This window comes from Sphingopyxis sp. LC363 (genome assembly GCF_000756385.1).
Taxonomy (GTDB): domain Bacteria; phylum Pseudomonadota; class Alphaproteobacteria; order Sphingomonadales; family Sphingomonadaceae; genus Sphingopyxis.
This window is the reverse complement of record NZ_JNFC01000001.1, coordinates 190,487-216,748: the sequence shown is the minus strand read 5'-3', so window position 1 is coordinate 216,748 and position 26,262 is coordinate 190,487. Positions and strand designations below refer to the sequence as shown.

The following is a 26,262-nucleotide window of genomic DNA, read 5'->3' as shown; positions in this document are numbered from 1 at the left end:
CGGGCGTGAACGGGCTCGTTTCGACCTTCCATTCCCGCCCACCTTGCCGGTGGGACGGAAGGTTTCGCCTTTCGCTAAGGGCCGAATCGAGCGAACTGTCTTGGCCGGCAAGCCGCAGGTGGAAAACAGCAATTCGGAATGGATCAAGCGGGGGCTATAAACATGAAGCGCGACCTTGTTCGCGAACTGATCGAGCGCTGGCGCGGCGATTCCGGCTCGACCTATCAAAGCTGGTTCCTGTGGGAGGAGCGACTGAAGAATTTTCGGTCGATCAGAAGAGGCATCTCGCAGGTCGTCGCCGAAATTGAGGCCGGCACCTTCGGAGCGGCATATCGGGGCTCGTCATTGGAGATCATTGTTCATTCAATCGCCGAGCAACGACAGATTTTCAAAGGTGCGGATCATGCTTTCTTGTGGAAGCCCAAACTCCGAATCCCGGACATCTACGAGAACGCCGACAATCAACGAGCTTTTGGCAGACTTCTTCACCATTGCTCCTGTTGCGATACCGCCGAGGAGGTCGTCGCCGGGATCCTCGCAATCGATAGACAGAAGATCAAGGGGTTGGGTCCTGCGGTGGCCAACATTCTCTATTTTCTGCATCCCACTCTTGTGCCTCCGTTCAATACGGCAATCGTAAAGGGCTACAACGCGCTAACGGGTGCGAATGTGAAGCTTGGCAGTTGGGAGCATTTTCTCGCGATGCGCGCGGGCATTCTGGATCTCAACGATCGCTACCGGGATCTTCTTTCCAACGATTTGGGGGCGATAGGAGGGCTGCTGTTCGATATCGGATCGGGACGGTTTCCAGCCCCACCGCTCAGCGGTTCGAGCGAAAATGCGCGCGATTGGATGGCCTTGCTGAATGAAACGCGCTCACAGTCCGACAAGTTCGATAAGGGGCTTGCAAATCAGAAAGAGACCGACCGGACGCATAGCGAAGTCCAATCCTGGCTTCGGGACCTCGGGCTTGCACTTGGATATGACGTCTGGGTAGCGGCAAATGACCGGGGGCGCCTTCATGAGGGTGTGCCGCTCGGGTCTCGATGCCTCGATAGCTTGCCGCATGCCATCGCAACCGCTCAAGGAAGCGATGCCATAAGACTGATCGACATCTTATGGCTCGAGCAATCGACGGCTACGGTCGCGGCGGCATTCGAAGTGGAGCATTCGACATCCATTTATTCCGGAATTGTCCGCATGCTTGATCTCGCGCTGAGCAGCGAGAATCTTCATTTGTCGACGCCACTTTTCCTGGTTGCACCCGATGCGCGAGAAGCCGATGTCCGCGCTCAGCTCCGACGCCCGGCTTTCAGCCGGATCGGTGATCTCGACATTTCCTACCTGCCCTACGCCGAGCTCGAACAGAACAGGGTCGCCATTGCCCGCTTCGGTACGGGCCTGAAGGCGATCAAGGCGATCTCCCATCCATTGCCGTGAGGCAGCCGACGACGCGTAGGCCTCCGAAAGCAGTTGGTCTTTGCATCCTCGCGGCGTCACAGGGAAAGCCGGGCATCGAAATCGCGCGCGCTACCGACGTTCAGGATGGGACTAGCCCGTATCTGTTCGTGCCATCTTACTGCCCGGCTCATCGTGCCATCAGCAGGGCCGTTCAAGTAACGGCGCCGGTGAGAACAGGGACATATCATGTCCTGCGTTCAGAGGAAGTATTCCCCCCGGGCGCAAGCGCCCAGGGGGACCGACGACCGTAGGGGAGTCGCCGGGGGACCTCGCAGGACGAGGAACCTCAGAAAAAGTAGCGCAGCTGCAGTCCATACTGGCGCGGCTCGCCGTAGATGTAGAGCGGAAGAGTAGGGTTCGAGACACCCGTCGCGTCCGTCCCGATCGTACTATAGCTCACATAGCGCTCGTTGGTGAGATTTCGGCCATAAAGCGCAATTTCCCACGCTTCGCTCGCCGGCTGCCATGTGACACGCCCATTTATAAGGGTCGTGGCGTTTCCGGAAAAAAGCGGATTGTTGCTGGGCTTGAAAAAGACGCTGTCGCGCCAGGAGATATCGGTCCGTAATGTCAGCATTCCGCCGCCCAGGGAGGCCTTATATTCTCCGCCGAAAGTGATGTTCCACTTCGGCGCGTTCGGCAGCCGCTTGCCCTTGAGGCTTGCGCCGACGTCGTCAAAATAGACATCGTAGCGCGCATCGAGATAAGCGATCGTGGATGTAAGCGTCAGGCGATCGAACGGCCGTGCCATCAGTTCCGCTTCAACGCCCTTGATCGTCGCCTTGCCGGCGTTGGTGGTACTGGCAACGCCATTATTATACTCGACCACCTGAAGATTGGTGTAATCATAATAGAAGGCGGAAAAATTAGCTCGAAGCCGGCGATCGAGGAGCGTCGACTTCAGGCCGACTTCGTAGCTCCAGACATACTCCGGGAGGAAAGGCCGCCCGTCTCCCAGCTGGAATCCACCCGATTTGAACCCGCGGGTTGCCGACGCATAAGCCATGACGTCATCGGCAAGGTCGTAATCGATCCCAATTTTCGGAGTCCAGGCGGTCCAGGATGATTTGGGCTGACCGGCATCGACCTGATTTCCGTTCAGCAGGACACGATATCCGAAATCCTTTTTTTCGTATGAGTATCGAAGCCCTCCGGTCAATCGCAGGCGGTCGATGAGTTCGTAGCTTGCTTGTCCGAAGAGCGCGAATGCATTCGTCGTATTGTTTTCCGGGATCGCGAGCCGACGACCCGGTTCGATGATCCGTATTTCGTCGTTGCCCTTTTCATTCAGATAGAATGCTCCGACGATCCAGCGCAGCTTGTCCGCATCGTTGTTGAGAAGTTGGAACTCTTGCGTGAAACTGCGGGAACGTTCGTAAAATTCGATATCGCGGAGGAAGAGGTCAGTCGAGTCAACGTCGAGCGCCTGGACGACCTTGCTCTTGCGCAGCGCCGTAATCGAGCGGAGCGTGACCGGGCCGCCGTCCCAGTTCATGGTCGAGGACACGCCCCAGGCATCGACATCGTAACGCGGCAGGCGGTCGAGTGCGGCCTCTTTGTCATTGGCCGGGATCGTCGCCCCCGCATCGACGAAGCCTTGCGGATAAAAGGGCCGAACAGACCGCGCGCCGGTCTCGCGATCACGGCTGGCATCCGCCCGCAACACGATCTCAAGACGGTCGCTCGCGTCAATCGCAAGCGTCAGTCGTCCAGCGAGATTATCTTCGTTTTGGTATCGCCGTCCCGAGACGACGTCGCGGTAGATGCCGTCGCGCTGGTTGGCAAGCAAGGTGAGGCGGCCTCGGACGCCCGCTCCAAGCGGTCCAGAAATCGTGCCGCTCAGCGAGCGCTTCTCGTAATTTCCGACGGTGAGCCCCAGCGCGCCAGTCAAATCCTCCGTAGGCATTTTGGAAATGATGTTGAGTGTGCCGCCGGCGGAGTTGCGACCGAAGAGAACGCCTTGCGGTCCGCGCAGCACCTCGATGCGTTCGACGTCGAACAAATCCTGATAGCTTGTGGTCGGGCGCGAGATGTAGACGCCGTCATAATGGACTGTCGTGCTGGGGTCGGTCGCAACGCCGAACGCCGAGGTGCCAATTCCACGAATATTGATGATCGCCATGGAATCGTTGGTGATCGACACGCCCGGCACAAAAAATTGGAGGTCTTCGACGTTTGATATGCCCGTTGCCGTAAGCGCCTCGCCGGTCATCGCTGTCACCGAGACGGGAACGGACTGCAGATTTTCCTCGCGCTTCTCCGCCGTTACGATGATCTCGGCGAGGCCGTCCGACTGGGCTTCCTGAGCCTGCGCGGGAAACGCGACCGCCACCGCAATCGCCGCCATCGAGCTTCGCTGCATTGCGCGCTTCGTCGACGAATAACAGTATAATTTGTTCATTATGCTTCCCCTGTTTCGAAGAACTGCCCTTTCGCGCAGCCCAAATGAGTTTCGGGGAAGTCGAGGACAAAAACATGCATGCCCGGAAACCGCTGCTTACGGCTTCCGAGTTCAAGCACCCAACATCCCCTACTGACATTGATTACGCACCAGAACGACTCATCCCTCAAAAATGGTTCGGGCGACGTAAAACCATTGGAATTGGGCTCCCCGATTTGTTCAGATCGCCAGGATGAAGTTGATCCGGAACGCCCAAAGGCTCCTACCTTCATCCAGAAGCGGCGCTTTTCGCTTCTGCCCCTCGTCGGAGCCTTGGTCGGCGCCGTGCACGTGACGCAATCGCTCGCTTGACCCTATGGTCAGGTCTTCCCCGTGGAAGCCTATTTGTTCGCTCTGATGCCGGTCCTAGCCGCGGAGATTCGATGGCGCCTGACCCAGGCACTTCGGACGGCCGTCGCAACTCCGGACGCGGCAGCGGCGAGACCTGCGGCTGCGATCCGCGCTAGCCTTCTGCTCGATGTCGCAGCCGGAATTACCATCCCATCGCTTGTAGCCGGGATGCTGGAACCATTTGCGACCGATTGACACCAGTTGGGAGGTGAGACCGGCCGTCAGCACCATCCGCCGCCAAGGCCAGTCGGGCTAGACCTGCTCGAACGCCGCTATGATCGGGCAGTGGAGCGTGTCGGCGGCAGCGCATTGGCGCGACAGGCCCATGAGCGCGCGCCGCGCCGCATCGAGTTCGGCGATCGTCTTTTCGATCGCCGCGATGCGCGCATCGGCCAGTTCGCGCGCTCGCGCGCGATCGCTCGACGCGTCGAGTTCGAGCAGTTCGGCGATCTCGGTGAGCGTAAATCCCGCTGCTTGTGCCGATTTGATGAAGCGCAGACGGCGCAGAACCGCCTCGTCGTAACGCCGGACTCGGCCTTCCGACGGGGCGCTGGCCGACTGAGGCGGAACGGGCAACAGGCCGCGGCGTTGGTAATAGCGGATCGTCTCGACATTGACGCCGCCCTGCCGGGCAAGCTGGCCGATGGTCATGTCACGCAAGGCCTTGACTCCGTACTATGGTACGGAGCCTATATAGCGGGAAGCGATCGGGAATCAAGAAAGGCGAATCGATGAATATGCAGGTTCAGCGCGCGAACGAAAGCGCGCCAGCGCACACTGGTGCGGCGGTTTCGGGCAAGCCGCGGGCGACCATCTATCGCATGGTGATGGAGCAGCATATCTGCCCCTATGGCCTGAAGGCGCTGCATCTGTTGCGCAGCCGCGGCTATGACGTCGAGGATGTCTGGCTGACGACCCGCGAGGAAACCGACGCATTCAAGGCGAAACATGGCGTCGCGACGACGCCGCAGACCTTCATCGAAGGCGAGCGGATCGGCGGTCTTGACGATCTGAGGCGCCATCTCGGTCTGAAAGTCCGCGATCCTAAGGCGCTTACCTATAAGCCCGTCATCGCGCTCTTCTCTATCACCGCGCTGATGGCGCTGGCCGCCAGCCAAGCGGTGTCGGGCACGCCCTTCACAATCCGTGCCGCCGAATGGTTTATCGGGTTCAGCATGGCGTTGCTTGCCTTCCTCAAGCTCCGCGACATCGAGAGCTTCTCGAGCATGTTCCTGAACTATGACTTGCTCGCCAAACGCTGGGTACCCTATGCTACCATCTATCCCTTTGCGGAGGGTCTTGCCGGCATCCTGATGATTTCTGGCGCGCTGAACTGGATATCGATTCCGGTGGCGCTGTTCATCGGGATCATCGGCGCCGTGTCGGTGTTCAAGGCGGTGTATATCGACAAGCGCGAACTCAAATGCGCCTGCGTCGGCGGCGACAGCAATGTGCCGCTGGGTTTCATCTCACTGACCGAAAATCTGATGATGATCGCCATGGCGCTGTGGATGCTGGTCGCGCCCGCCGCCATGACAATGGGCCATTCTTAACGGGTCCGGCGTAACCACGACGGGACAGTCGGCGAACAAGTGAGCGGGATCTCCACCCCGGTTTAGATTGACGCCAAGTTTGACAAGGATCATGCTTCGACCGTGAAACGCTGGCTCACCTTTCTACTTCTTGTCGGAGCCTTACTCGGCCTTCTGGCGCAGGAGACCGCATTCGCCTCGGCGCCCGCGCTCCCGTCGGCCGAGACGGCGTTCGCGGCGGCGATGAGCGACGAATGCGCGGAGATGATGGGGATTAAAAAATCCCAGAAGAGCGCTCCGTGCAAGGGCCTCACGCTCGACTGCATCGCCAAGATGGGCTGCGCGCTACCGCCCGCCGTCGTCTCTCCGGCTACCCCCCTTGCCGAAAAGACATTTGTCGCCGGCTCTTTCGATCCGCTTCCTGTCCGGCGCCTCGCCGGAAGAACATTCGGCCCCGAACCCGCCCCGCCCCTATTTCTTGCCTGAATTGCCGACGCGCACCGGCTCGTCCCGGCGCGCGGTTTCACGCTTTTCAATCAAGGAATTCAACATGAAACCGTTTTTTGCCGTTGCCGCGCTCGCGGCAGCAACGCTTGCCGCTCCCGTCCTCGCCCAAGAACCGTCCGGCGGCCATCATGAATGGCAGACCCGCCAGGTGCCAGGGCCGAACAAGTCCAATACCACCTCGCGAGTCCGCGTCTGGGTCAAGGACAAGCCGGGACAGATGGCGCATTGCGACTGCGACATGATGAAGGTGAGTCCGGCGGACTGCATGAAGAATATGTCCGGCGACCAAAGGATGCCCCCGCAAGGGTAACGGTCTTTCTTCCCCGGCGTACAGACGCCGGGGAGGCTTTCGCCCAGTCCACAGCAGGGGGACATCATGCGCCCATATTTTACGGCAGCCTTGCTTGCGCTGCCCTCGGCTCTTCACGCCGAGCCGATGACGCTCGATTCGGCGCTCAGCCGAGCAGCATCGGAGGCACCCGAACTGCAAAGCCGCGAAGCGGGCGTCGACGCCGCCCAATCGGCGGCGATCGCCGCCGACCGGCTGCCCGACCCGAAACTCAATATCGTCCTCCAGGATTTCCCGGTGACCGGACCCGACGCGGGCCGGTTCAATCGCGACGATTTCACGATGCAGGTCATCGGCGTCAGCCAGGATTTTCCGAACCCCGCCAAACGCCGCGCGCGCGCGACCCGCGCGCAGGCCGACATTGGAATCGCCCGCGCCGACGAAGCGGTCACCGCGCAGGACATCAGGCTCGCGACCGCGCTCGCCTGGGTCGATCTCTATTATGCCAAGAAGGAGCTGAAGGAACTCGACCTGCTCGATAGCGGCCTCGAGGACCTTCAATCGACCGTGACGGCGCGGCTTGCCAGCGGTGCGGCGCGCCCGGCGCAGGCGCTCGAACCCGATCAGCTTCGCGCCGCGATCAACGATCGCCGCAGCGCGCTCGCCGCCGAGATCGCCCGCGCCCGCGCGCAGCTCGCCCGCTTCACCGGCGACCCCGCCGCCGACACGCTCGGCGACTTGCCGCCGCAGTCGATCGACGAACAAGGATTGCGCGCCGGCATCGACGCCCTGCCAAAGCTCAGAGCACTCGATGCCCGCGCCCTCGCCGCCGACGCCGAGACCGGTCTCGCACGCGCCGACAAGCGACCCGACTGGAGCGTCAACGCGGCCTATGGGCGCCGCGAGCCCAATTACGGTGATCTCGTCACGGTCGGGGTCACCGTCGACCTGCCCTTCTTCTCGAAAAAGCGGCAGGACCCCAAGATCGCCGCGCGCGCCAGCGAGGCGATGCGCGCCCGGCTCGACCGCGAGGCTGCCAAGCGCGACATCGCGGCAGCGCTCGACGCCGATCTCGCCGATCACCGCATGCATCATGAGCAGCTCGCCAATGCACGTACGCGGCTCGTGCCGCTCGCGAAGAAGCGCGCCGAGCTCGATCTTGCAAGCTACGCCGCCGGAAAGCTCGACCTCGGGACCGCGCTCCTGTCGACTCTCGCGCTTGCCGAGGCCGAAGTCGATGCGCTGGCGCGCGAAGCCGAGGTCGCGCGCGACGCGATCCGGATCAATTATATTTATGGGGAGGCAGGTCGATGACCGATGCAACATCAGCGGCGCGCTGGCGCGTCGCAATCCTGGCCACGGTGCTGATCGCGGGCGGCGGCGGTTATTGGTTGGGACAGAGCGGCAAGAGCGATGCACCAACCGAGACGGCAAGCGGCGGGCGCAAGATCCTCTACTATTATGATCCGATGTTCCCGAACCAGAAGTTCGACAAGCCCGGCAAGTCGCCCTTCATGGACATGCAGCTCGAGCCCAAATATGCCGACGAGGGTGGCGGCGCGGCGCCCGGCGTGTCGATTGACCCGTCGGCGCGTCAGAGCCTCGGCATAAGAGTGGTCGCGGCCGAAATGGGGAGCCTTGCCGCAACCTTCGACGTCAACGGCAGTATCGATTTCAACCAGCGCGATGTCGCGATCGTCCAGGCGCGCTCGGGCGGCTTCGTCGAACGCGTCTATCGCCTCGCGCCTGGCGATGTCATCGGCGCCGGTGCGCCGATCGCCGAATTGCAATTGCCTGAATGGGGCAGCGCCCAGACCGAATATCTGAGCGTCAAGAAGCTCGGCAAACCTGAACTCACGGCGGCCGCGCGGCAGCGGCTGCGGCTGATGGGCATGCCCGAAGGCGTGATCGCCGAGGTCGACCGGAGCGGACGGACCGGCGGCAGACTGACGGTGCGCGCGCCGATCGGCGGCGTGGTCCAGACGCTCAATGCCCGTGCAGGCGTGACTCTCGCCTCGGGGCAGACACTTGCCGAAATCTCGGGACTTGGAACGGTGTGGCTCAATGCCGCGCTCCCCGAAGCGCAGGCCGGACTGGTGAAGATCGGCCAACCTGCCACCGCGAACCTCACCGCCTTTCCCGGCGAGGCTTTTACCGGGCGGGTCGTCGCGATCCTGCCGACCGCAGCGGCGGACAGCCGGACGCTGACAGTGCGCATCGAGCTCGCCAACCGCGGCGGTCGCCTACGCCCCGGCATGTTCGCCGTCGTCGCGCTCGGCGGGGACGCCAAGCCAACGCTGCTGGTGCCAAGCGAAGCGGTGATCCGCACCGGCACGCGCAGCATCGTGATGCTCGAGAAGGGCGACGGACGCTACCATCCCGCCGAAGTGGTCGCCGGACGCGAAGGCGGCGGCAAGACCGAGATATTGCGAGGGCTCGCCCCCGGCGAGAAGGTCGTCGCGTCGGGCCAGTTCCTGCTCGATTCCGAGGCGAGCCTGACCGGTCTCACGGTTCGTCCGCTGGAGCCAGCGCAATGATCGCACGCATTATTCGCGCCTCGGTCGCGGCGCGCGGGCTTGTCGTCGCTTCGGCGCTGATCCTGACCTTGCTCGGGATCGCCGCGGTGCGCACGACTCCGGTCGACGCCCTGCCCGACCTGTCGGACGTCCAGGTCATCGTCCGCACCAGCTATGCGGGACAGGCACCGCGGATCGTCGAGGACCAGGTCACCTATCCGATCACGACGACGATGCTCTCGGTGCCGGGCGCGCGCGTGGTGCGCGGCTACAGCTTCGTCGGCGACAGCTTCGTCTATGTCCTGTTCGACGACGGCACCGATCCCTATTGGGCGCGCAGCCGCGTGCTCGAATATCTGAGCCAGGTGCAAAGCCGTCTCCCCGAGGGCGCGCGCGCGAGCATCGGTCCCGACGCGACCGGGGTTGGCTGGATCTATGAATATGCGCTCGTCGACAAAAGCGGCCGCCACGATCTTGCCGAACTCCGCAGTCTTCAGGACTGGTTCCTCCGCTTCGAGCTTAAATCGGTTCCCGGCGTCGCCGAGGTCGCGAGCATCGGCGGCATGGTGCGCCAGTATCAGATCATCGTCGATCCGCAGAAGCTCGCCGCGTTCGGGGTGACTGCAACCGACGTCGCCGACGCCCTCAAGCGCGCCAACCAGGAAAGCGGCGGCGGCTCCCTAGAACTCGCTGAGGCTGAATATATCGTCCGCGCGAGCGGCTATCTGGAGTCGCTCGACGACTTCCGCGCCGTCCCGATCCGCACCGCCGCGGGCGGACTCCCGGTAACGGTCGGCGATGTCGCGACGGTGCAGATCGGTCCCGACACAAGGCGGGGCATCGCCGAACTCAACGGCGAGGGCGAAGTCGCGGGCGGCGTGATCGTCATGCGCGAGGGCAAGAATGCCCGCGAAGTCATCGACGGCGTGCGCACCAAGCTCGCCGAGCTCAAGCGCAGCCTGCCGCCCGGGGTCGAGATCATCACCACTTATGACCGCTCGGGGTTGATCGACCGCGCGGTCGACAATCTTACCTCGAAGCTCGTCGAAGAGTTCATCATCGTCGGGCTCGTCTGCGCGCTCTTCCTCTGGCACGCGCGCTCGGCACTGGTCGCGATCCTGACGCTGCCGCTCGGCATCCTCATCGCCTTCATCGTGATGCGGCTGCAGGGACTCAACGCCAATATATTGTCGCTCGGCGGCATCGCCATCGCGGTCGGTGCGATGGTCGACGCTGCGGTGGTGATGATCGAAAATGCCCATAAGCATCTCGAACATTGGGAGCGCGATCATCCGGGCGAGGAACTGAAAGGCGCCGAACGCTGGCGCGTCATCACCGACGCCGCCGCCGAGGTTGGGCCCGCCCTCTTCCTCAGCCTCCTCATCATCACCTTCTCCTTCCTCCCCATCTTCACGCTCGAAGGCCAGGAGGGACGGCTCTTCTCGCCGCTCGCCTTCACCAAAACCTATGCGATGGCGGCCGCCGCGATCCTCTCGATCACGCTCATCCCGGTGCTGATGGGCTGGCTGATCCGCGGTAAGATACCCGCCGAACAGAGTAATCCGGTCAACCGCTGGCTGACCCGCATCTATCGCCCGGCACTCGACTGGGTGCTCGAACGGCCGAAAAAAGCGCTCGTGATCGCCGGCCTCGTCTTCGCCACCAGCCTGTGGCCGATGACCCAGATCGGCGGCGAGTTCATGCCGCAGATGCACGAAGGCGACCTCCTTTACATGCCCTCGGCGCTACCCGGCATCTCGGCCGCAAGGGCATCGAGCCTGCTCCAGCAGACGGACCGACTGATCAAGACCGTGCCCGAGGTCGAGAGCGTGTTCGGCAAGGCGGGGCGGGCCGACAGCGCGACCGACCCCGCGCCGCTCGAGATGTTCGAGACGACGATCCGCTTCAAGCCGAAGGACCGTTGGCGCCCCGGCATGACCGAGGAGAAATTGATCGAGGAGCTCGACGCGCGGGTCCGGGTTCCGGGGCTCGCCAATTTCTGGATTCCCCCGATCCGCAATCGCATCGACATGCTTGCGACCGGGATCAAGAGCCCGGTCGGCATCAAGGTCGCGGGCTCGGATCTTGCCGGGATCGATCGCACCGCCAAGCGCATCGAAGCGGTCGTCAAGACCGTACCCGGCGTAGCGTCGGCGCTGGCCGAGCGGCTGACTGGTGGGCGCTATATCGATGTCGACATCGATCGCGCCGCCGCAGCACGCTACGGCCTCAATGTCGCCGACGTGCAAGCGATCGTCTCGGGCGCGATCGGCGGCGAGACGATCGGCCAGACGGTCGAGGGGCTCGCCCGCTATCCGATCAGCGTCCGCTACCCGCGCGAGCTGCGCGACAGTATCGGCGAGCTCGCGAGCCTTCCGGTCCTGACGCCGTCGCGCCAGCAGATCACGCTCGGCACGGTGGCCAGAGTCAAGGTCAGCGACGGGCCGCCGATGCTGCGCAGCGAGAATGGCCGCCCGGTGACCTGGATCTACGTCGACAGCCGCGGCCGCGATTTGCAGGGCCTCGTGCAGGACATCCAGCGGGCGATCGCGCGCGATGTCGATCTGCCGCCCGGCGTCAGCGTTTCCTACACCGGGCAGTTCGAGTTCCTCGTTCGTGCGACCGAGCGGATGAAGGTCGTCGTGCCGGTCACGCTCGCGATCATCTTCCTGCTGCTCTACCTGACCTTCCGCCGCTGGGACGAGGCGCTGCTCATCATGGCGACCCTGCCCTTTGCGCTCACCGGCGGGCTCTGGCTCCTCTATCTGCTTGGCTATAACCAGTCGGTCGCGAGCGCGGTCGGGTTCATCGCGCTTGCGGGCGTTGCCGCCGAGTTCGGGGTCGTCATGCTCATCTATCTCAAGCATGCGCTCGCCGATCGCAGCGACGGCCACATATTGGCCGCGGTTCGCGAAGGCGCGCTGCTCCGCGTCCGCCCGAAGGCGATGACCGTTGCGGTTATCCTCGCGGGCCTGTTCCCGATCCTCGTCGGGACCGGCACCGGCTCCGAAGTGATGAGCCGCATCGCCGCGCCGATGATCGGCGGCATGCTCACCGCGCCGCTGCTGTCGATGCTTATCATTCCCGCCGCCTATCTGCTGATGCGAAGGCGTGCGGCTCATCCCGTCCAACCCGAAGGAGAAACGACATGAATAAACTCACTGCGATTACGCTCAGCCTTGCGCTCGGCGCTGGACTTGTCGCCTGCGGCAAGCAAGGCGAAGCACCGAAGACGGAAGAAAAGGCCGCGATGGCCGATGACACAGGGACCATGGCGGCCCCGGCCGAAACGAAGCATGGCAAGGGCACGGCGACCGTGACCGCGATCGATACGGCAAAAGGCCAGGTCACGCTCGATCATGGCGCGATCGCCGAACTCGAATGGCCGCCGATGACGATGGGTTTTGCGGCGAAACCCGAGCTGCTGAAGGACATCAAGGTCGGCGACAAGGTCGCGTTCGAGCTCAATTGGGACGGCAAGGCCGGGACGATCACCAAGCTCGACAAGGCGCCGTAACGCGCCGCCATTGCGCGCGGTGGCCCTAGTTGCCGCGCGCAATGGCTGCTTTGGGGCGCTGGCGGAAGACGGCTGTACTCGAACCTAGTCGGACAGCGCCTCCAGAAGCGGGCAGCCCCCGGCATCGCCGGCGCCGCACGCCTCGACAAGATCGCCCAAGACAGCGGCCATCCGGTCGAGGTCGGCGCGCTTGGCGAGGACGTCGGCAAGCTGGCTCTCGGCCATATGGCGCGCCTGATCGCAGCTATGGCCGCCGCCTTCGGCAAGAAGGAGCAAAGTCCGGACCGTATCGAGGGGAAACCCCAGTTCGCGCGCGCGGCGCACAAATGCAAGGCGCCGCACACCAGCTGAATCATAACGGCGAAATCGCCCGTACCGGACCGGCGCGGGCAGAATGCCGATGCGCTCATAATAGCGGATCGTCTCGATATTGCAGCCGGTAAGCCGAGAAAGCTCGCCGATGGGGATGGTGCTTGAGGGGGCCATTGCGATTCCGCTTGCATCTGTAGTCACTACAGATGGTAGACTTGCCGCTACCGCGAAACAAGGAGTTTGAATTTGGCTGGAGATGCAAGGCGTCCAAAAGGATTTGGGGCCATTTCGCTGGCGCTTGGCGGGATCGCATCGGGCTTTCTCGCAGCCACCTGCTGCGCCCTCCCCATGCTGCTGGCCTCGGCGGGGCTCGGGTCCGCCTGGCTCGTCGGCATAGCGGTCCCGGCCGCGCCCTACCGGCTCTGGTTCGTCGCATTCGGCGCAATTTCGCTCGTCGCCGGTGGCGTCCTGCTGGCGCGCCAGCAGATGCGCGCGGCGCGCTGCGGCGCCGATGGCCTGTGCGTGCCCGCGTCGCTGCGCTTTGTGACCCTGATCGGACTGCTCCTCGCCGCCGTCCTCCTCTGGCTCGGCTATCGCTATGCTTGATCCCTCGCCGGTCCTGCAATCGACGCTGACGTGTCCGCTCTGCGGTCAAATCGCCGACGAAATCATGCCCACCGATGCGTGTCAGTATTTCTACGACTGCAAGGGATGCGGCGCGCTGCTCAAGCCGCTGCCAGGAGACTGCTGTGTCTTCTGTTCCTATGGCACGGTACCCTGCCCGCCAATACAGGTTGACGGCGGCAAGGGCAGTTGCTGCGGCTGAGCCGCAAGCCGCCGACAGTCCCGATAGCGCGGCGGCTAGGCATTTCCGGCGGCGATGGCCTCGATGACCCGGCAATCCGACACCGGCCCGCCATCGCAGAGCTGGACGATACGGGCAAGTTCAGCACGGAGCCGCGCCATCCGTTCCAGCTTTTCATCGACATCGAGCAGGTGACGCGCCGCAACTGCGCGGATTTCGGCGCAGTCCTGCCCCGGCCCCAAGGCCAGCGCCGTCAACGACCGGATTTCATCGATCGAAAAGCCGAGGCCGCGGGCATTGCGGATGAATGCGAGGCGCCCGACATCCTCATCCCCGTAGGTGCGCCGGCCAGAGGCTGTGCGCGCTGCGCAAGGCAGCAATCCGATATCCTCATAGAAGCGGATCGTGTTTACCTTGGTGCCGGTGCGTTTCGCCAGGCCGCCGATCGGCAGCCGCGTGTCGCGCGCCATCTCCCTTCCTCTCAGTCTCGTTTCGATTTCAGCTTGCTTCTACAGTTACTGTAGAATGTAGAACAGGGGAATGAGCAACGACAGCAATTGCGGCTGCACGGGCGACACCGTCAGGGCCGAACGCGATCCCGCCTATCGAAGGGCCTTGTGGATCGTCGTAATTCTCAATCTCGGCTTCGGCGCGATCGAGATCGTCGGCGGGTTCATCGCCAACAGCCAGGCGCTGAAAGCCGACTCGCTCGACTTTATCGGCGACGGCACGATCACGTTGGCCGGCCTCGTCGCGATAGGCTGGACTGCGCTCGCCCGCACGCGTATCGCCTTAGCCCAAGGCCTGTTCCTGCTGTCGCTTGGCATAGGGGTCATCGGCGTCGCGCTGTGGCGTGCCCTGACCGCGGTTCCGCCCGAAGCCGAGCTGATGGGCGGCATCGGCGCCGCCGCCCTCCTCGTCAACCTCACCTCGGCCGCGGTCCTCTCGCGGTTCCGCGAAGGCGACGCCAATGTCCGGGCGGTGTGGCTGTTCAGCCGCAACGACGCGATCGCCAATGTGGCGGTGATCATCGCCGCCGGCCTCGTCGCATGGACCGGGCAAGCCTGGCCCGACCTTGCAGTCGCCGCCATCATTGCCACGCTTTTCCTGCATTCGGCCTATGAGATTCTACGCAGCGCGCGGACCGAATTGCGCGAACTGTCGACTGTGCCCGGACAATAGGGCCAATGCCCCCCGCCCGCCGCTTTCTCTCTCTGCTGATCGCGCTCGCTGCAATCTGCGGCCTCGTCGTGCCGACGGCACAGGCCCGCACTGATGCCGGCGAAGTCCAGACCATCTGGCGCCTGCTGGACTATGTTGCGGTCGACTATGGTGGAGCGGTCTCGAATGGCGCGGTGACGAGCACGGTCGAATATGCCGAGATGACCGAGTTTTCCGCCACCGTTCGCAAGGGGATCGAAGCGCTTCCGGTATCCCCGGCGCGGGCTCGCCTTGTCAGTGAAGCGGGACAACTCCAGACGGCGATCGCATCGAAGGCGGACCCCGGCAAGGTGGCTGGCCAGGCGCGCGGACTCGCGGCGGACCTCCTCGCCGCCTACCCTGTGCCCCTCGCGCCGCGCAACGCTCCAGATCCCCGGCGCGGAGCCCAAGTCTATCTGGAAAATTGCGCCAGCTGTCACGGCGCGCGCGGCGATGGCAATGGACCTCAGGCCAAGGGGCTCGACCCGGCACCTATCGATTTCACCGACGCCGGACGCGCTCGCAAGCGCAGTCTGTTCGCGCTCTATCAGGTGATAGGACAGGGGCTCGAAGGCACGTCCATGCCCAGTTTTGCCCATTTGCCCTCCGACGACCGCTGGGCGGTAGCAGCCTATGCCGGTGGATTTGCCTTTCGCGACGTCGCAGCCGGCCGGCGTGTCTGGAACCAGACCCCTGCGGCGCGCGAACTGGTCCCCGACCTGCAAGCCTTCACGAGTCTCAGCCCGGAAGTGCTTGGTCGTGGGCTGGGATCGGAGCAGGCCGACGCGCTTACCGCCTATTTGCGCTCAGATCCCCAAGCATTGACAACCGCTTCGCCCGCGACGCTTGCGGTTGCCCGTGACAAATTGGCGCAAAGCCTTGCCGCGTACCGCAAGGGAAATCGGAGCGAGGCAGAGCGTCTCGCGCTGTCCGCCTATCTCGACGGTTTCGAACCGATTGAGCCGATCCTGACGACGCGCGATTCCGCCCTTATGGCGCAAATCGAATCCGCGATGTCCGATTATCGCGTGTCCATCGCGCGAGGTGTGCCGGTCGATGCGGTCGCGGGTAAAGCCGCCGCAGTCGAAACCCTTTTCGCCGATGCCGAAGCTGCACTGTCTCCCGATGCAGCCAGCGACGCATCGACCTTTGTCGGGGCGCTTACCATCTTGCTGCGCGAGGGTCTCGAAGCGCTTCTGATCATCGTGGCGATGATCGCTTTCTTACGAAAGGCCGAACGGCCTGAGGTCCTACCCTATGTCCATGGCGGCTGGATCGCAGCCCTGGCAGCCGGCGGCGCAACCTGGGCAGTCGCGACCTATGCAATCTCGATCAGCGGAGCGAACCGCGAGTTGACAGAGGGATTTGGCTCGCTTTTCGCCGCAGTCGTTCTCGTCTGGGTCGGCATCTGGATGCACGGAAAGTCACATGCGGAGAGCTGGCAGCGCTATATTCGCGAAGCGATGGGCAAAGCGCTTTCACGTCGCTCGGCCTGGTTCCTGTTCGGGCTCGCTTTCCTCGTGGTCTATCGGGAAGTCTTTGAGACCATCCTGTTTTTCGCAGCTCTCGCCGCGCAAGGAAGCCGCAGCGCGATCGCCGCCGGAGCCGGAACCGCAGTGGTGATCCTGGCAGCAATCGCATGGGTCATGCTTCGTTACAGCCGGGTCCTGCCGATCGGAAGATTTTTCGCTTACAGCTCTTCGCTCATCGCTATCCTCGCGGTTGTCCTGGCCGGCAAGGGCGCGGGCGCGCTACAGGAAGCCGGCCTCCTCGGCATCACCCCGCTAGCTCATTTTCCCCGCTTCCCGGCGATGGGGATATTTCCTTCGCTCGAACCGTTGTTGCTCCAGCTTCTCGCGCTTGCAATCCTCTGGATCGGCTATCGTTACAACAGTCGGCAACATCGCCGCATCGAGACAGCGCCCGGTCGATGAGGGGAATCATCACGGGGTCGGCGCACTCCTCCTTGGCCGTAAGACGGCTTCCGAAAAGAGCCTCCGAGCCAGAGTGCTTACCCGGCGCCCGTTACGCACACGAGTTAGGCCTGCTATTGCGACCCGATGCCCGAAACGTCCAACTGGAACGGCCGACTTAGCCTCGGCGACTATCATGCTCTCTGGTCGGGTTCGGTTGGCGATGCCGCCGCGCACCGCCATTTTGCGGCGCAGGCAGTGTTTTGTGCCGAGCCGCTTACCGTGGTCGATGCTGATGGCGCGCGCCTGTCGGGGCGTTGCTTGCTCATCGAACCCGATACCGTGCACCGGCTGCTCCCCGCGCCCACGGCTGAATTATGGTTCGTCGAGCCGACAGTGGTCTTCGGTCCGCCGGTAGATCTGAAAGACCGGCTGATCTGCTCCGATCCGATTCATGTCGCGCTGCCGGGACAGCGGTCCTTCTGGAAAAACTGGCTCACGCGAGGCGCCCGACCCCCGCTCGATCCGCGCATCACCCGCGCCGCCGCCTCGATTGACCGCCTGATCCCCATGGGCTCTGTCCGTCTCGCGGCTGTGGCGGAGGAGAGCCGCCTTTCGCTCGGCCGCTTCCGGCATCTCTTTGCCGCCGAGATCGGCATGCCCTTCCAGCGCTTTGTGCTCTGGCGAAGGTTGATTATCGCCTTCGACGAATTGGGAATGCGCCGCAGCGCGACCGAGGCCGCACACATGGCAGGGTTCAGCGACAGCGCGCATTTCGCCCGCACGATCAAGGCGATGTTCGGTATCCGGGCAAGCGACCTTTTCATCGAATCATAGCCTCTCCGTTCAAGCCGGTGCGTGATCGCGCCTGGTAGAGGCGCATCATGTCAGACGCACACAGAGACTTCGTCCCGGCACTCGGCAAGAGCGGATCGCTCGACCGCTACGATGCCGCCATAGCCCTCATGACCAGAGAGAAAAGATGGCGAAGCGACTTGCTGCGCTTCGCCGAACCGCGGCCGGGCGAGCGGATCGTCGATATCGGGTGCGGCACGGGAACCTTTGCGATCGCCCTCAAGCAGGCGGCGCCGGAGAGCATCGTTCTGGCGGTCGATCCCGACCCCGCCGTGCTGGAAATCGCGCGCGCCAAGGCTGAGGTTGCCGATGCCGAGATTCGATGGTTCGAGGCTATGGGCGACGAGCTGGACGGCATCGACGCACTCCGGCAATGCGACAAGATCGTATCGAGCCTGGTCCTTCACCAGTGCCCGATGGCCGTTAAGGAAGCGATTGCCGCGCAGATGTTCAGGCTCCTGAGGCCGGGCGGGACCCTTTTCATAGCCGACTATGGCGAGCAGCGCTCGCTGCTGATGCGCATGCTTTTTCGACAGATCCAGCTGCTCGACGGGTTCGAATATACCGAACCCAACGCTAAGGGCTGCGTCCCGGTGATCCTTAAAGCCGCGGGTTTCGAGGCGGTCGAAGAGATGAGAGTCATCCCGACGCCGACCGGCTCGATTTCAATCTATGGGGCGAAGCGGTAGTTTCTCGCCCGGCCCGCGCGGTCGCGGCTAGCCGCGCCAGTGACGCCCGCGGTGATGGTGGTGCATCCGGCGCTTCTGATAGCGCCGCTCGTAGCGGTCCCGCCGTTCATAGCGGCGATCATGGCCGCGGTAGTAGGGATCGTAGCCACGATAGCCACGATCATAGCCATAATTGGGCACGCCGTGGCGTGAGGAACGATAGTCGCGGTCATGACCACGTGGCGCGTCATGTCCGCGGCTATATCCCCCGCGATCGCCATGGTGCTGGGCAAGCGCTGTTCCGGGGAGCGCGAAGGCGAGCATCGCGGCCGCGATCGTCATCAGTTTTCGCATGTCAGTCTCTCCTTTTCGTGGCGTTCAAAATCCCCCTTCATGTTTGAATGCGCTGTGAATATTGGCTCCGATGCTGCCGATCGGACGGTGACCCGGCGTCTCCATGCGACAGGCCGATGGCGGGAGAGACAGTATCGCGCCGCATGGTGGGCACCCGTCCCGCGTGGACGAAGCGGGACGGGTGCGGGCCCTCATTTGCCCTTTGCCGCTACCGCGGCCTGGACTCGGGCCTCGACCTGTTCGGGGCTCGGCTGGACGAGCATCTCGCCATTGACGAAGAAGGTCGGCGTGCCCCGGACGCCGACCGCACGCGCGTCGGCGATGTCCTGCTCCATCCAGGCCATCGCATCGGTTGTCGGCATCGCGCGCGCCTTCGCGACATTGAGGCCGGCCTTCTCGGCGGCCGCCCAGGCACCGTCCATCTTGCCGTCGTGCCATTCGGGCTGCGCTTCGAGCAGGGCGGCCGTCACCGGCTCGAGCTTGCCCTGGACGCGGGCGGCTTCGAGGATCACGATCGCCTCGGCCGAGCCGGGGTGCAGCGGCAGGTAGCGCATAACGAGACGCACATCCTTGGGATATTTGGCAACGATGCCCTTCACCGTGGGATAGAAGGCGCGGCAGGCCTCGCACGACGGGTCGAAAAATTCGACGATGGTGACCGGGGCATTTTTCGGTCCGATGATCGGCGAATGCGGGCGAATGAGGCTGTCGACGGGCCCCGCCACGACCTTCTTCGTGGGTTCGCCCTCGGCGGTTCCGCTGTAGAGCATCGCGCCGCCGGTGAAAGCGAGTGCGGAAACGACAAGCGTGGCCACCACTCCGATGCGTTTGTTCATGATTTCAGTCTCCTTTGGAAGTTGAGCAAGAGGGTGAGGATGAGCGCGAACGCGGTCAGCGACGGGAGGGGCAGCGGCACGCCTCCGATTGCCATGCTCTCTCCCGAGCATGATGGACCGCCGGTGCAGGGGACGATCGGGGCCGGAATGACGCCGACGTAGAGCAGGCTATGATAGAAAGCGACGAGACCACCGCCCGCAGCCAGCGCCAGCCCATAAGGAACGATGGCGCGGTCCGACCTGAACGCCGCGATGCCGAGAATGATCGCAAGCGGGAACATGAAGCTACGCTGGAACCAGCAGAGGTCGCACGGCGCCTGGCCCATGACCTCGCCGACGAAGAGGACGGCCAGGCTCGACAGGAGGGCGATTGCCCAGGCCGCGCCGAGCGGACGCCATTTGTGCGGCGCGAGCAGCGGAAAGCTCGTCATCGCCGGCCACCTTTGAACTTGGACTTGGGCCGTCGCGGCGGCGGTGGCGGCTTGCTGTATTTGGACTTGAGGTAGCTGAGCAGGATGCCGTCGATCGACGCGATCATTCGCTGGAAGCTGGTCTTGATGCCGGGAAGCCGGAGCCAGGCAAAGGGCCCGCGGCAACGATAGCGGTGAACGAACTTCGTCCCGCTCGCCGTCGGCGTCAGGATATAACTCTCCTCGAACTGGAGGATGAAGCTCGGCTTGACGTCGAGTATCAGCTCCTCGCCCGGGCGCGCGGAGAGCACCGCCGCGGAGACTTCGAGAAACTTGGGCTTGTGCGGATCCATGCGCATCGAATAGCGGATCGCGATCGGGTCCTCGGCAAGCTGCTCGATCCGGACATAGGGATTCCAGATCCGGTGGTTCTCGAAATCGCCGAGGACCGCCCATATCTGCTCCGGACTATAGGGGAGGTCATGCTCCCGCTCGAACTCCATCAGCTTAACTCCTCTATCGATCGGCCGCCGGGCTTTGCCCCGCGCCGATGTCGGTGACGCCCGCAGGCGATGGGTCGGCGTGCGCGCCGCCCGTCGTGAACCAGCGGCGCAAGCGCGGGACCATCCGGCGTTCGAAGCCCGCCGCGAGGCTGAAGGACGCCGGCACGATCAGCAGTGTCAGCATCGTCGACAGGATGAGCCCGCCGATCACCGTGACCGCCATCGGCGCGCGCCATGCGCCGTCGCCGGTGAGCGACAGCGCGGTCGGGATCATGCCCGCGACCATCGCGACCGTGGTCATCAGGATCGGCTGCGCGCGCTTGTGTCCGGCGTCGACAATCGCCTCGTCGCGCGGCACCCCCGACGCCATTTCCTCGATCGCGAAGTCGACGAGAAGGATGCTGTTCTTGCCGACGATACCGAGCAGCATCAGCACGCCGATGAACACGGGAAGCGAGAGCGGATAGCCCGTCAGCAGCAACGCGACCGCCCCGCCGAGCGGGGCGAGCAGAAGCGAGCCCATGTTGACGAAGGGCGGGATGATCTTGCGATAGAGTAGGATCAGCACAGCGAGCACGAGAAAAATCCCCGATACGACCGCGATCGCGAAGTTGCGCAGCATCTCGGCCTGCCACTTGGCGCTCCCGAGTACCAGCCGCGTGACCCCGGCGGGCAGCGCCTTGAGCGCCGGCAGCGCCTCGACCTTGTCCATCGCCTGACCGGTCACGAGACCCGGAGCCAGGTCGGCCCCGATGGTGAGCTGGCGCACCTGGTTGGTCCGATTGATCTGGGTCGGGCCGGCGCCGAAGCCGATCTCGGCCACAACCGAGAGCGGCACCGTTCCCCCGTTCCGGGTCGGAACAGGCATATTGCGCAGCGTATCGAGCCGCTCGCGCGCGGTTTCCGCAAGCGCGACGCGAACGGGGATTTGCCGGTCGGACAGCGAGAATTTCGCGCTATTCTGGTCGATCTCGCCCAATGTCGCGACGCGGATCGACTGGCTGAGCGCCTGCGTCGTCACGCCGAGCTGCGCCGCGAGCGCGAAGCGCGGGCGAAGGACGATCTCGGGGCGCTGAAGATTGCCCTCGACACGCGGCGACCGGATTTCCTTCACGCGGGCCATCTCGGCAAGCAGCCGGTTGCCGACATCTTCGAGCTTCTTCGGGTCGTCGCTGCCGAGCGTGATCGAGATGTCGCGGCTGCTGCCGCCGCCGCCGCCATGCTGCGACTGGAAGTTGATTCGGGCATCGGGAACCTGCGCTAGCCGCGGCGCGCGGTCCTTTTCGAACTCGGTCGAGGTCAGCTCGCGGTCCTTGCGCAATTTCAGATAGACCGTCGCCGTGCCGACATCGATCCGCGACAGGGCGGATTCGACGAGCGGGTCGCGCTTCATGAGATCGGTCACCTCGTCGGCCACTGCCTCGGTCTGTTCGAGCGTTGCGCCCGGGGCGAGCTGGATGGCCACGCGGCTCGTGTCGGAATCGATCGACGGCTGGAAGGTCATCGGGAGCAGCGAGAAGCTGAAAATGGTCGCAAAGAGCGCCAGCACACCGATGCCGACCACCCAGACGCGATGGTCCTTGATGTAACCGAGCCATTTCCAGCGCCCGCCGCGCGCACGCGCGGCAGCGGCCCCGCTGGTGTCGAGGCTCCAGCGCAAGATGCGCATATAGGTGTCGATCAGCGGGCCCTCGCCATGCTTTTGCGGACCCTGCGCAGAGAGAAAATAGGCGGCGAGCATGGGTGTGATCATGCGCGCGACCGCGAGGCTCATCAGCACCGCGGCCACGACCGTCAGTCCGAAATTCTTGAAATATTGCCCGGCGACGCCCGGCATCAGCCCGACCGGCAGGAACACCGCGACGATCGTCATGGTTGTCGCGAGCACCGCGAGGCCGATCTCGTCGGCCGCATCGATCGAGGCCTGATAGGCCGATTTGCCCATCCGCATGTGGCGCACGATATTCTCGATCTCGACGATCGCATCGTCGACCAGCACGCCGGCAACGAGGCTGAGCGCGAGCAAGGTCATCATGTTGAGCGAGAAGCCCATGAGGTCCATGAACAGGAAGGTCGGGACCGCCGACAGCGGGATGGCGAGCGCCGAGATCAACGTCGCCCGCCAGTCGCGCAAGAAAAGGAAGACGACGACGACCGCGAGGATCGCGCCCTCGACCATCGCATTGATCGCCGAATGATATTGGCCTTTGGTATATTCGATATCGCTGAACAGCTCGGTGAATTTGACCTTGGGGTTTTCCTTCTCGAGTTTTCGCAGCTCCTCGACCGCAGCGTCATAGACGGTCACATCCGAGGCGCCCTTGGCGCGCTCGAAGCCGAAGGTCAGCACCTGCCGCCCGTCCTGCTTCGAGACCGAGCGCTGCTCGGCGTAGAGATCCTTGACCTCGGCGATATCGGCGAGGCGCACGGTCCGGTTCGTCCCGACCGAGATTAGCGTCTCGCCGAGCGCGTTGGCGCTGCTCGCGTTCCCGAGGATACGCACCGCCTGCTCGGAGCCCGCGACCTCCATCCGGCCGCCGGCCGCATTGACATTGAGCTGGACGAGCTGGGTGTTCACCGCGGCGGCGGTAAGGCCGTAGGCGCGCATGCGTTCGGGGTTGAGGATGACGCGGATTTCGCGGCTGACGCCGCCCCGGCGATAGGCGTCGCCCATGCCGGGGACCGCGATCAGCCGCTTCGCGACGACATTGTCGACATACCAGCTCAATTCCTCGAGCGTCATATCGGTGGCCGAAGCCGACCAATAGGCAAGCGTGTTGCCCGAGGTAGAGAGGCGGATAACCTGCGGTTCGAGGATGCCGTTCGGCAGGTTGCTGCGGATCTGGGTGATCTTGTCGCGAATGTCAGTCACCGCCCGGTCGATCGGCGTGCCGATCGCGAACTGGACGAAGGTCTGCGACTGGCCTTCGGTAACCGTCGAATTGAGCTCGTCGATCCCCTCGATCGTCCGCACCGCCGCCTCGACACGCTGCGTGACCTGCGTTTCGAGTTCGGTGGGCGCGGCGCCCGGCTGGGCGATGATGACGATGGCGCCCGGAAAATCGATGTCGGGATCGCTCTGGACCCCCATCATGAGGAAGGAGACGATGCCCGCCACCGTCAGACCGAAGAACATGACGAGCGGCGGGATCGGGTTCCGGATGGACCAGGCCGAGATATTCTTGAAGTTCATCCTCTCTCCCCCTTCCGGTTCGATCCCACCGCGACTGTGCGCCCTCAGCCCATGCTGCGATCGCGATAGGCGAGCAGGCGAAGCGCGTTGGCGACGACGACGAGGGTCGAGCCTTCGTGCGCCGCGACCGCCGCACCGATTCCGAGTCCGAAGATCGTCGCCGGCACGAGGACCACGACGACGCCGAGGCTGACCACCAGATTCTGGCGGATGATGCGGCGCGTCTGGCGGCTAAGTCCGATCGCGAACGGCAGATGAGCGAGGTCATCGGCCATCAGCGCGACGTCGGCGGTTTCGAGGGCAACATCGGACCCCGCGGCGCCCATCGCGATCCCGACGGTGGCGCTCGCCATCGCCGGTGCGTCATTGACGCCGTCACCGACCATGGCGACCGGCTGCTGCGCCTTGAGGTCGCGAATGGCGTCGACCTTCTGATCGGGCATCAGGTCGCCCCAGGCCTCGTCGATCCCGACCTCGGCGGCAATCGATTCCGCGACCTTCTGGTGATCGCCCGAAATCATGATCATCCGGCCGATGCCGAGCTCGCGCAGTTTGGCGATCGCGGTGCGCGCCGCTTCGCGCGGCGTGTCCATCAGACCGATCGCGCCAAGATCGCGGTCGCCCATACGAACGACCATCGTCGTGCGGCCCTGCTCGCGGAGGCCGGCGATCGCAGCCGCCACTTCGCCGCCGATCGGCGCGATGCCGTCGGCACCGAACATTTCGGCCTTGCCGATCAGGACGGTTTCGCCCTCGACCTTTGCCGTGACGCCGCGACCCGTCAGGCTGTTAAGGTCGTCCGCCACCGGTACGCGCGTCGACGTCAGCATGGCCTCGCCATCGCGCGCGATGGCAGCGGCAAGCGGATGATCGCTCAGCCGCTCGACCGCCACCGCGATCCGCAGCAGTTCCTCCTTCGGCACGCCGCTGGCCGGCAGGACGTCGGTGATGCGCGGCTTTCCTTCGGTGAGCGTTCCCGTCTTGTCGAACGCCAGCGCGGTCAGCGAGCCGAGATTTTCGAGCGGGCCACCGCCTTTGACCAGCACGCCGCCGCGCGCCGCACGCGCAACGCCCGACAGGACGGCACTCGGCGTCGCGATCGCGAGCGCGCACGGGCTTGCCGCGACAAGGACCGCCATGGCGCGATAGAAGCTGTCGCGGAACGGCTCGTCGACAACGACCCAGGCGAAGAGCAGGACGAACACAAGCGCGAGCACGCTCGGCACGAAGATGCGCTCGAACTTGTCGGTGAAGCGCTGGGTCGGCGATTTCTGCGTTTCCGCCTCGCTCACCATCTTCACGACCTTAGCGAGCGTGGTATCGGCCGCAAGACGGGTTACCGCGATCTCGATCGCGCCATAGCCGTTGATGGTGCCCGCGAAGACGCGATATTTTGCGTCGAGTGCATCGGGCTTTGCCGCGGCCTGCGCACGATCGGCCACCGGTTCCTTGTCGACGGGGACGCTCTCGCCGGTCACCGGAGCCTGATCTATCGCCGTGCGGCCAACGACGACGAAGCCGTCGGCGGCAAGACGCTCGTTGGGCTTGACGATGACGGTGTCGCCAATCGCCAGCTGCTCGACCGGGACTTCGCGAGCCGTCCCGTCGGCATCCTTCACCGTCGCGGTCTGCGGCGCCAGCTCCGCAAGCGCCTCGATTGCGCGCTTGGCGCGGCCCATGGCATAATGTTCGAGCGCATGGCCGAGGCTGAAGAGGAAGAGGAGCAGCGCGCCTTCGGCCCACGCACCAAGCGCGGCAGCGCCGGCCGCGGCGACGAGCATCAGCGTGTCGATCTCGAAGCGCTTGAGCTTCAGATTCTCGATGGCCTCGCGGACAGTGAACCAGCCACCGAAGCCATAAGCGGCAATATAGAATGCGAGCGGCACCCACTCCGGCGCCGCGGCGAGCTTCTCGATCGCAAAGCCGATGCCGAGGACGAGACCGCACAGCAGCGCGAAGATCAGCTCGGTCCGCTCGCCGAAGATGCCGCCATGATCATGGCCATGGTCGTGGCTATCCTCGCCCGTATGGCCATGTTTGTGATCTGGCCCATGCGCGTGATCCGGACCATGGTCATGGCCATCATCGCCATGTTGGTGGGCGGCTTGTGCCGGGGCAGCCGCGGCGACGGCAGTCGATTTCTGAGTGACGCCCATATCCGAGAGTGTCTTTCTGATCATTTCGATGGAGGTCTCCGAGCGCTGGAACTCGGCGCGCAGCGTACCGGCGGCGCCGACTTCGGCCTCGATCACGCCCGGCATTTCGCGAAGCTTCAGTCCGATCGTCCGCGCGCGACGGGCGTGGCCGACGCCTTCGAGGTCATCCCAGAAGAGATGCTGATACTGGCCGGTGAGCTCGGCACCGGCGCTGCGCGCGAGCTGCCGCACGCGTTCGAGCGGGAGAATATCCGGACGGTAATGGATGCAGAGCTGTGGCGGCGAACCGTCGCTTGAGCGGACAACATGGACCTTGTCGACGCCTTCGCGTCCTTCGAGTTCGCTCGTCAGGCGCGCGACGCAGCGGTCGGCGGTATCGGCGACTTCGGGGAGGAGAAGCGGAATATCGAGCCGCAACTGGTCACTCATGATGCCATCCTTTTC

The 26,262-nt window shown here is 64.0% G+C and carries 24 protein-coding genes; 14 read left to right on the top strand and 10 right to left on the bottom strand.

The window, feature by feature from the left end:
- Nucleotides 1–162 precede the first annotated feature (162 nt).
- The gene (locus FG95_RS00935) at nucleotides 163–1,440 is read left to right on the top strand and encodes a hypothetical protein (RefSeq protein ID WP_037553287.1); all 1,278 of its coding nucleotides are present in this window, start codon (nucleotides 163–165) and stop codon (nucleotides 1,438–1,440) included.
- 307 nt (nucleotides 1,441–1,747) lie between these two features.
- Here FG95_RS00935 and FG95_RS00930 read toward each other — a convergent pair whose 3' ends face one another.
- Nucleotides 1,748–3,862, bottom strand: a complete 2,115-nt coding sequence (locus tag FG95_RS00930; protein WP_052181951.1) for a TonB-dependent receptor — start codon at nucleotides 3,860–3,862, stop codon at nucleotides 1,748–1,750.
- A gap of 642 nt (nucleotides 3,863–4,504) precedes the next feature.
- On the bottom strand, nucleotides 4,505–4,903 hold the full coding sequence (locus tag FG95_RS00915; protein ID WP_003046425.1) for a MerR family transcriptional regulator: 399 nt from the start codon (nucleotides 4,901–4,903) through the stop codon (nucleotides 4,505–4,507).
- An 80-nt stretch (nucleotides 4,904–4,983) separates the two neighbouring features.
- On the opposite strand from FG95_RS00915, the gene FG95_RS00910 reads away from it, so the two are divergent.
- The 7 genes from FG95_RS00910 (at nucleotide 4,984) to FG95_RS00880 (ending at nucleotide 12,613) form a co-directional block, all read left to right on the top strand.
- Entirely contained in the window at nucleotides 4,984–5,805 is an 822-nt protein-coding gene (locus FG95_RS00910) for a MauE/DoxX family redox-associated membrane protein (protein ID WP_003046430.1), read from the top strand.
- A 102-nt stretch (nucleotides 5,806–5,907) separates the two neighbouring features.
- Nucleotides 5,908–6,270 carry a hypothetical protein gene (locus tag FG95_RS00905; RefSeq protein WP_037553280.1) on the top strand — a complete coding sequence of 121 codons (363 nt, stop codon included), beginning with the start codon at nucleotides 5,908–5,910 and terminating at the stop codon, nucleotides 6,268–6,270.
- Nucleotides 6,271–6,334: 64 nt separating this feature from the next.
- Entirely contained in the window at nucleotides 6,335–6,601 is a 267-nt protein-coding gene (locus FG95_RS00900; RefSeq protein WP_003046439.1) for a hypothetical protein, read from the top strand.
- Between the two features lie 66 nt (nucleotides 6,602–6,667).
- A complete protein-coding gene (locus FG95_RS00895) occupies nucleotides 6,668–7,894 on the top strand; it encodes a TolC family protein (protein ID WP_003046442.1) in 1,227 nt (408 codons plus the stop codon).
- Nucleotides 7,891–9,117: an efflux RND transporter periplasmic adaptor subunit gene (locus tag FG95_RS00890; protein ID WP_003046445.1), complete on the top strand. Its 1,227-nt coding sequence runs from the start codon at nucleotides 7,891–7,893 to the stop codon at nucleotides 9,115–9,117. Before FG95_RS00895 ends, FG95_RS00890 begins: the two co-directional genes overlap by 4 nt.
- A complete protein-coding gene (locus tag FG95_RS00885; protein WP_037553279.1) occupies nucleotides 9,114–12,248 on the top strand; it encodes an efflux RND transporter permease subunit in 3,135 nt (1,044 codons plus the stop codon). Before FG95_RS00890 ends, FG95_RS00885 begins: the two co-directional genes overlap by 4 nt.
- A complete protein-coding gene (locus FG95_RS00880; protein WP_003046451.1) occupies nucleotides 12,245–12,613 on the top strand; it encodes a copper-binding protein in 369 nt (122 codons plus the stop codon). The genes FG95_RS00885 and FG95_RS00880 overlap by 4 nt, the downstream gene beginning before the upstream one ends.
- Nucleotides 12,614–12,697: 84 nt before the next feature.
- On the opposite strand, the gene FG95_RS00875 is transcribed toward FG95_RS00880, so the two are convergent.
- Nucleotides 12,698–13,099 carry a MerR family transcriptional regulator gene (locus FG95_RS00875; protein WP_003046453.1) on the bottom strand — a complete coding sequence of 134 codons (402 nt, stop codon included), beginning with the start codon at nucleotides 13,097–13,099 and terminating at the stop codon, nucleotides 12,698–12,700.
- A gap of 72 nt (nucleotides 13,100–13,171) precedes the next feature.
- On the opposite strand from FG95_RS00875, the gene FG95_RS00870 reads away from it, so the two are divergent.
- Entirely contained in the window at nucleotides 13,172–13,531 is a 360-nt protein-coding gene (locus FG95_RS00870) for a mercuric ion transport protein, MerT (RefSeq protein ID WP_051066412.1), read from the top strand.
- Complete coding sequence (locus FG95_RS21285; RefSeq protein ID WP_081611194.1) at nucleotides 13,524–13,751, top strand: GDCCVxC domain-containing (seleno)protein; 228 nt, start codon at nucleotides 13,524–13,526, stop codon at nucleotides 13,749–13,751. Before FG95_RS00870 ends, FG95_RS21285 begins: the two co-directional genes overlap by 8 nt.
- A 35-nt stretch (nucleotides 13,752–13,786) precedes the next feature.
- On the opposite strand, the gene FG95_RS00865 is transcribed toward FG95_RS21285, so the two are convergent.
- Nucleotides 13,787–14,200, bottom strand: a complete 414-nt coding sequence (locus tag FG95_RS00865; RefSeq protein ID WP_003046458.1) for a MerR family transcriptional regulator — start codon at nucleotides 14,198–14,200, stop codon at nucleotides 13,787–13,789.
- Nucleotides 14,201–14,270: 70 nt separating this feature from the next.
- Between FG95_RS00865 and FG95_RS00860 the strand changes: the two genes are divergently transcribed.
- The 4 genes from FG95_RS00860 (at nucleotide 14,271) to FG95_RS00845 (ending at nucleotide 18,387) form a co-directional block, all read left to right on the top strand.
- A complete protein-coding gene (locus FG95_RS00860) occupies nucleotides 14,271–14,912 on the top strand; it encodes a cation transporter (RefSeq protein ID WP_037553278.1) in 642 nt (213 codons plus the stop codon).
- 5 nt (nucleotides 14,913–14,917) lie between these two features.
- Entirely contained in the window at nucleotides 14,918–16,864 is a 1,947-nt protein-coding gene (locus tag FG95_RS00855) for a cytochrome c/FTR1 family iron permease (protein ID WP_003046463.1), read from the top strand.
- A gap of 300 nt (nucleotides 16,865–17,164) precedes the next feature.
- Complete coding sequence (locus FG95_RS19715; RefSeq protein WP_161786522.1) at nucleotides 17,165–17,680, top strand: helix-turn-helix transcriptional regulator; 516 nt, start codon at nucleotides 17,165–17,167, stop codon at nucleotides 17,678–17,680.
- A gap of 47 nt (nucleotides 17,681–17,727) precedes the next feature.
- Nucleotides 17,728–18,387, top strand: coding sequence for a class I SAM-dependent methyltransferase (locus tag FG95_RS00845; protein WP_037553277.1), 660 nt, complete (start codon nucleotides 17,728–17,730; stop codon nucleotides 18,385–18,387).
- A 27-nt stretch (nucleotides 18,388–18,414) separates the two neighbouring features.
- On the opposite strand, the gene FG95_RS00840 is transcribed toward FG95_RS00845, so the two are convergent.
- From FG95_RS00840 to FG95_RS00815, 6 genes are all read right to left on the bottom strand, one after another.
- The gene (locus tag FG95_RS00840) at nucleotides 18,415–18,720 is read right to left on the bottom strand and encodes a hypothetical protein (protein ID WP_003046472.1); all 306 of its coding nucleotides are present in this window, start codon (nucleotides 18,718–18,720) and stop codon (nucleotides 18,415–18,417) included.
- Between the two features lie 191 nt (nucleotides 18,721–18,911).
- Nucleotides 18,912–19,556, bottom strand: coding sequence for a DsbA family protein (locus FG95_RS00835; protein ID WP_003046475.1), 645 nt, complete (start codon nucleotides 19,554–19,556; stop codon nucleotides 18,912–18,914).
- Nucleotides 19,553–19,987: a disulfide bond formation protein B gene (locus FG95_RS00830; RefSeq protein WP_003046478.1), complete on the bottom strand. Its 435-nt coding sequence runs from the start codon at nucleotides 19,985–19,987 to the stop codon at nucleotides 19,553–19,555. The genes FG95_RS00835 and FG95_RS00830 overlap by 4 nt, the downstream gene beginning before the upstream one ends.
- Nucleotides 19,984–20,469 carry an SRPBCC family protein gene (locus FG95_RS00825; RefSeq protein WP_003046480.1) on the bottom strand — a complete coding sequence of 162 codons (486 nt, stop codon included), beginning with the start codon at nucleotides 20,467–20,469 and terminating at the stop codon, nucleotides 19,984–19,986. Before FG95_RS00825 ends, FG95_RS00830 begins: the two co-directional genes overlap by 4 nt.
- Nucleotides 20,470–20,482: 13 nt before the next feature.
- Entirely contained in the window at nucleotides 20,483–23,662 is a 3,180-nt protein-coding gene (locus tag FG95_RS00820) for an efflux RND transporter permease subunit (protein ID WP_037553276.1), read from the bottom strand.
- A gap of 44 nt (nucleotides 23,663–23,706) precedes the next feature.
- Nucleotides 23,707–26,247 carry a heavy metal translocating P-type ATPase gene (locus FG95_RS00815; protein WP_003046486.1) on the bottom strand — a complete coding sequence of 847 codons (2,541 nt, stop codon included), beginning with the start codon at nucleotides 26,245–26,247 and terminating at the stop codon, nucleotides 23,707–23,709.
- Nucleotides 26,248–26,262 lie beyond the last annotated feature (15 nt).

Coding starts and splice junctions, on each gene's coding strand:
- FG95_RS00825 (WP_003046480.1), bottom strand. CDS start 20,469: ATGGAGTTCGAGCGGGAGCATGACCTCCCCTATAGTCCGGAGCAGATA.
- FG95_RS00840 (WP_003046472.1), bottom strand. CDS start 18,720: ATGCGAAAACTGATGACGATCGCGGCCGCGATGCTCGCCTTCGCGCTC.
- FG95_RS00900 (WP_003046439.1), top strand. CDS start 6,335: ATGAAACCGTTTTTTGCCGTTGCCGCGCTCGCGGCAGCAACGCTTGCC.
- FG95_RS00930 (WP_052181951.1), bottom strand. CDS start 3,862: ATGAACAAATTATACTGTTATTCGTCGACGAAGCGCGCAATGCAGCGA.
- FG95_RS21285 (WP_081611194.1), top strand. CDS start 13,524: ATGCTTGATCCCTCGCCGGTCCTGCAATCGACGCTGACGTGTCCGCTC.
- FG95_RS00915 (WP_003046425.1), bottom strand. CDS start 4,903: ATGACCATCGGCCAGCTTGCCCGGCAGGGCGGCGTCAATGTCGAGACG.
- FG95_RS00910 (WP_003046430.1), top strand. CDS start 4,984: ATGAATATGCAGGTTCAGCGCGCGAACGAAAGCGCGCCAGCGCACACT.
- FG95_RS00815 (WP_003046486.1), bottom strand. CDS start 26,247: ATGAGTGACCAGTTGCGGCTCGATATTCCGCTTCTCCTCCCCGAAGTC.
- FG95_RS00845 (WP_037553277.1), top strand. CDS start 17,728: ATGTCAGACGCACACAGAGACTTCGTCCCGGCACTCGGCAAGAGCGGA.
- FG95_RS00835 (WP_003046475.1), bottom strand. CDS start 19,556: ATGAACAAACGCATCGGAGTGGTGGCCACGCTTGTCGTTTCCGCACTC.
- FG95_RS00935 (WP_037553287.1), top strand. CDS start 163: ATGAAGCGCGACCTTGTTCGCGAACTGATCGAGCGCTGGCGCGGCGAT.
- FG95_RS00880 (WP_003046451.1), top strand. CDS start 12,245: ATGAATAAACTCACTGCGATTACGCTCAGCCTTGCGCTCGGCGCTGGA.
- FG95_RS00895 (WP_003046442.1), top strand. CDS start 6,668: ATGCGCCCATATTTTACGGCAGCCTTGCTTGCGCTGCCCTCGGCTCTT.
- FG95_RS00820 (WP_037553276.1), bottom strand. CDS start 23,662: ATGAACTTCAAGAATATCTCGGCCTGGTCCATCCGGAACCCGATCCCG.
- FG95_RS00885 (WP_037553279.1), top strand. CDS start 9,114: ATGATCGCACGCATTATTCGCGCCTCGGTCGCGGCGCGCGGGCTTGTC.
- FG95_RS00875 (WP_003046453.1), bottom strand. CDS start 13,099: ATGGCCCCCTCAAGCACCATCCCCATCGGCGAGCTTTCTCGGCTTACC.
- FG95_RS00890 (WP_003046445.1), top strand. CDS start 7,891: ATGACCGATGCAACATCAGCGGCGCGCTGGCGCGTCGCAATCCTGGCC.
- FG95_RS00860 (WP_037553278.1), top strand. CDS start 14,271: ATGAGCAACGACAGCAATTGCGGCTGCACGGGCGACACCGTCAGGGCC.
- FG95_RS00855 (WP_003046463.1), top strand. CDS start 14,918: ATGCCCCCCGCCCGCCGCTTTCTCTCTCTGCTGATCGCGCTCGCTGCA.
- FG95_RS00830 (WP_003046478.1), bottom strand. CDS start 19,987: ATGACGAGCTTTCCGCTGCTCGCGCCGCACAAATGGCGTCCGCTCGGC.
- FG95_RS00865 (WP_003046458.1), bottom strand. CDS start 14,200: ATGGCGCGCGACACGCGGCTGCCGATCGGCGGCCTGGCGAAACGCACC.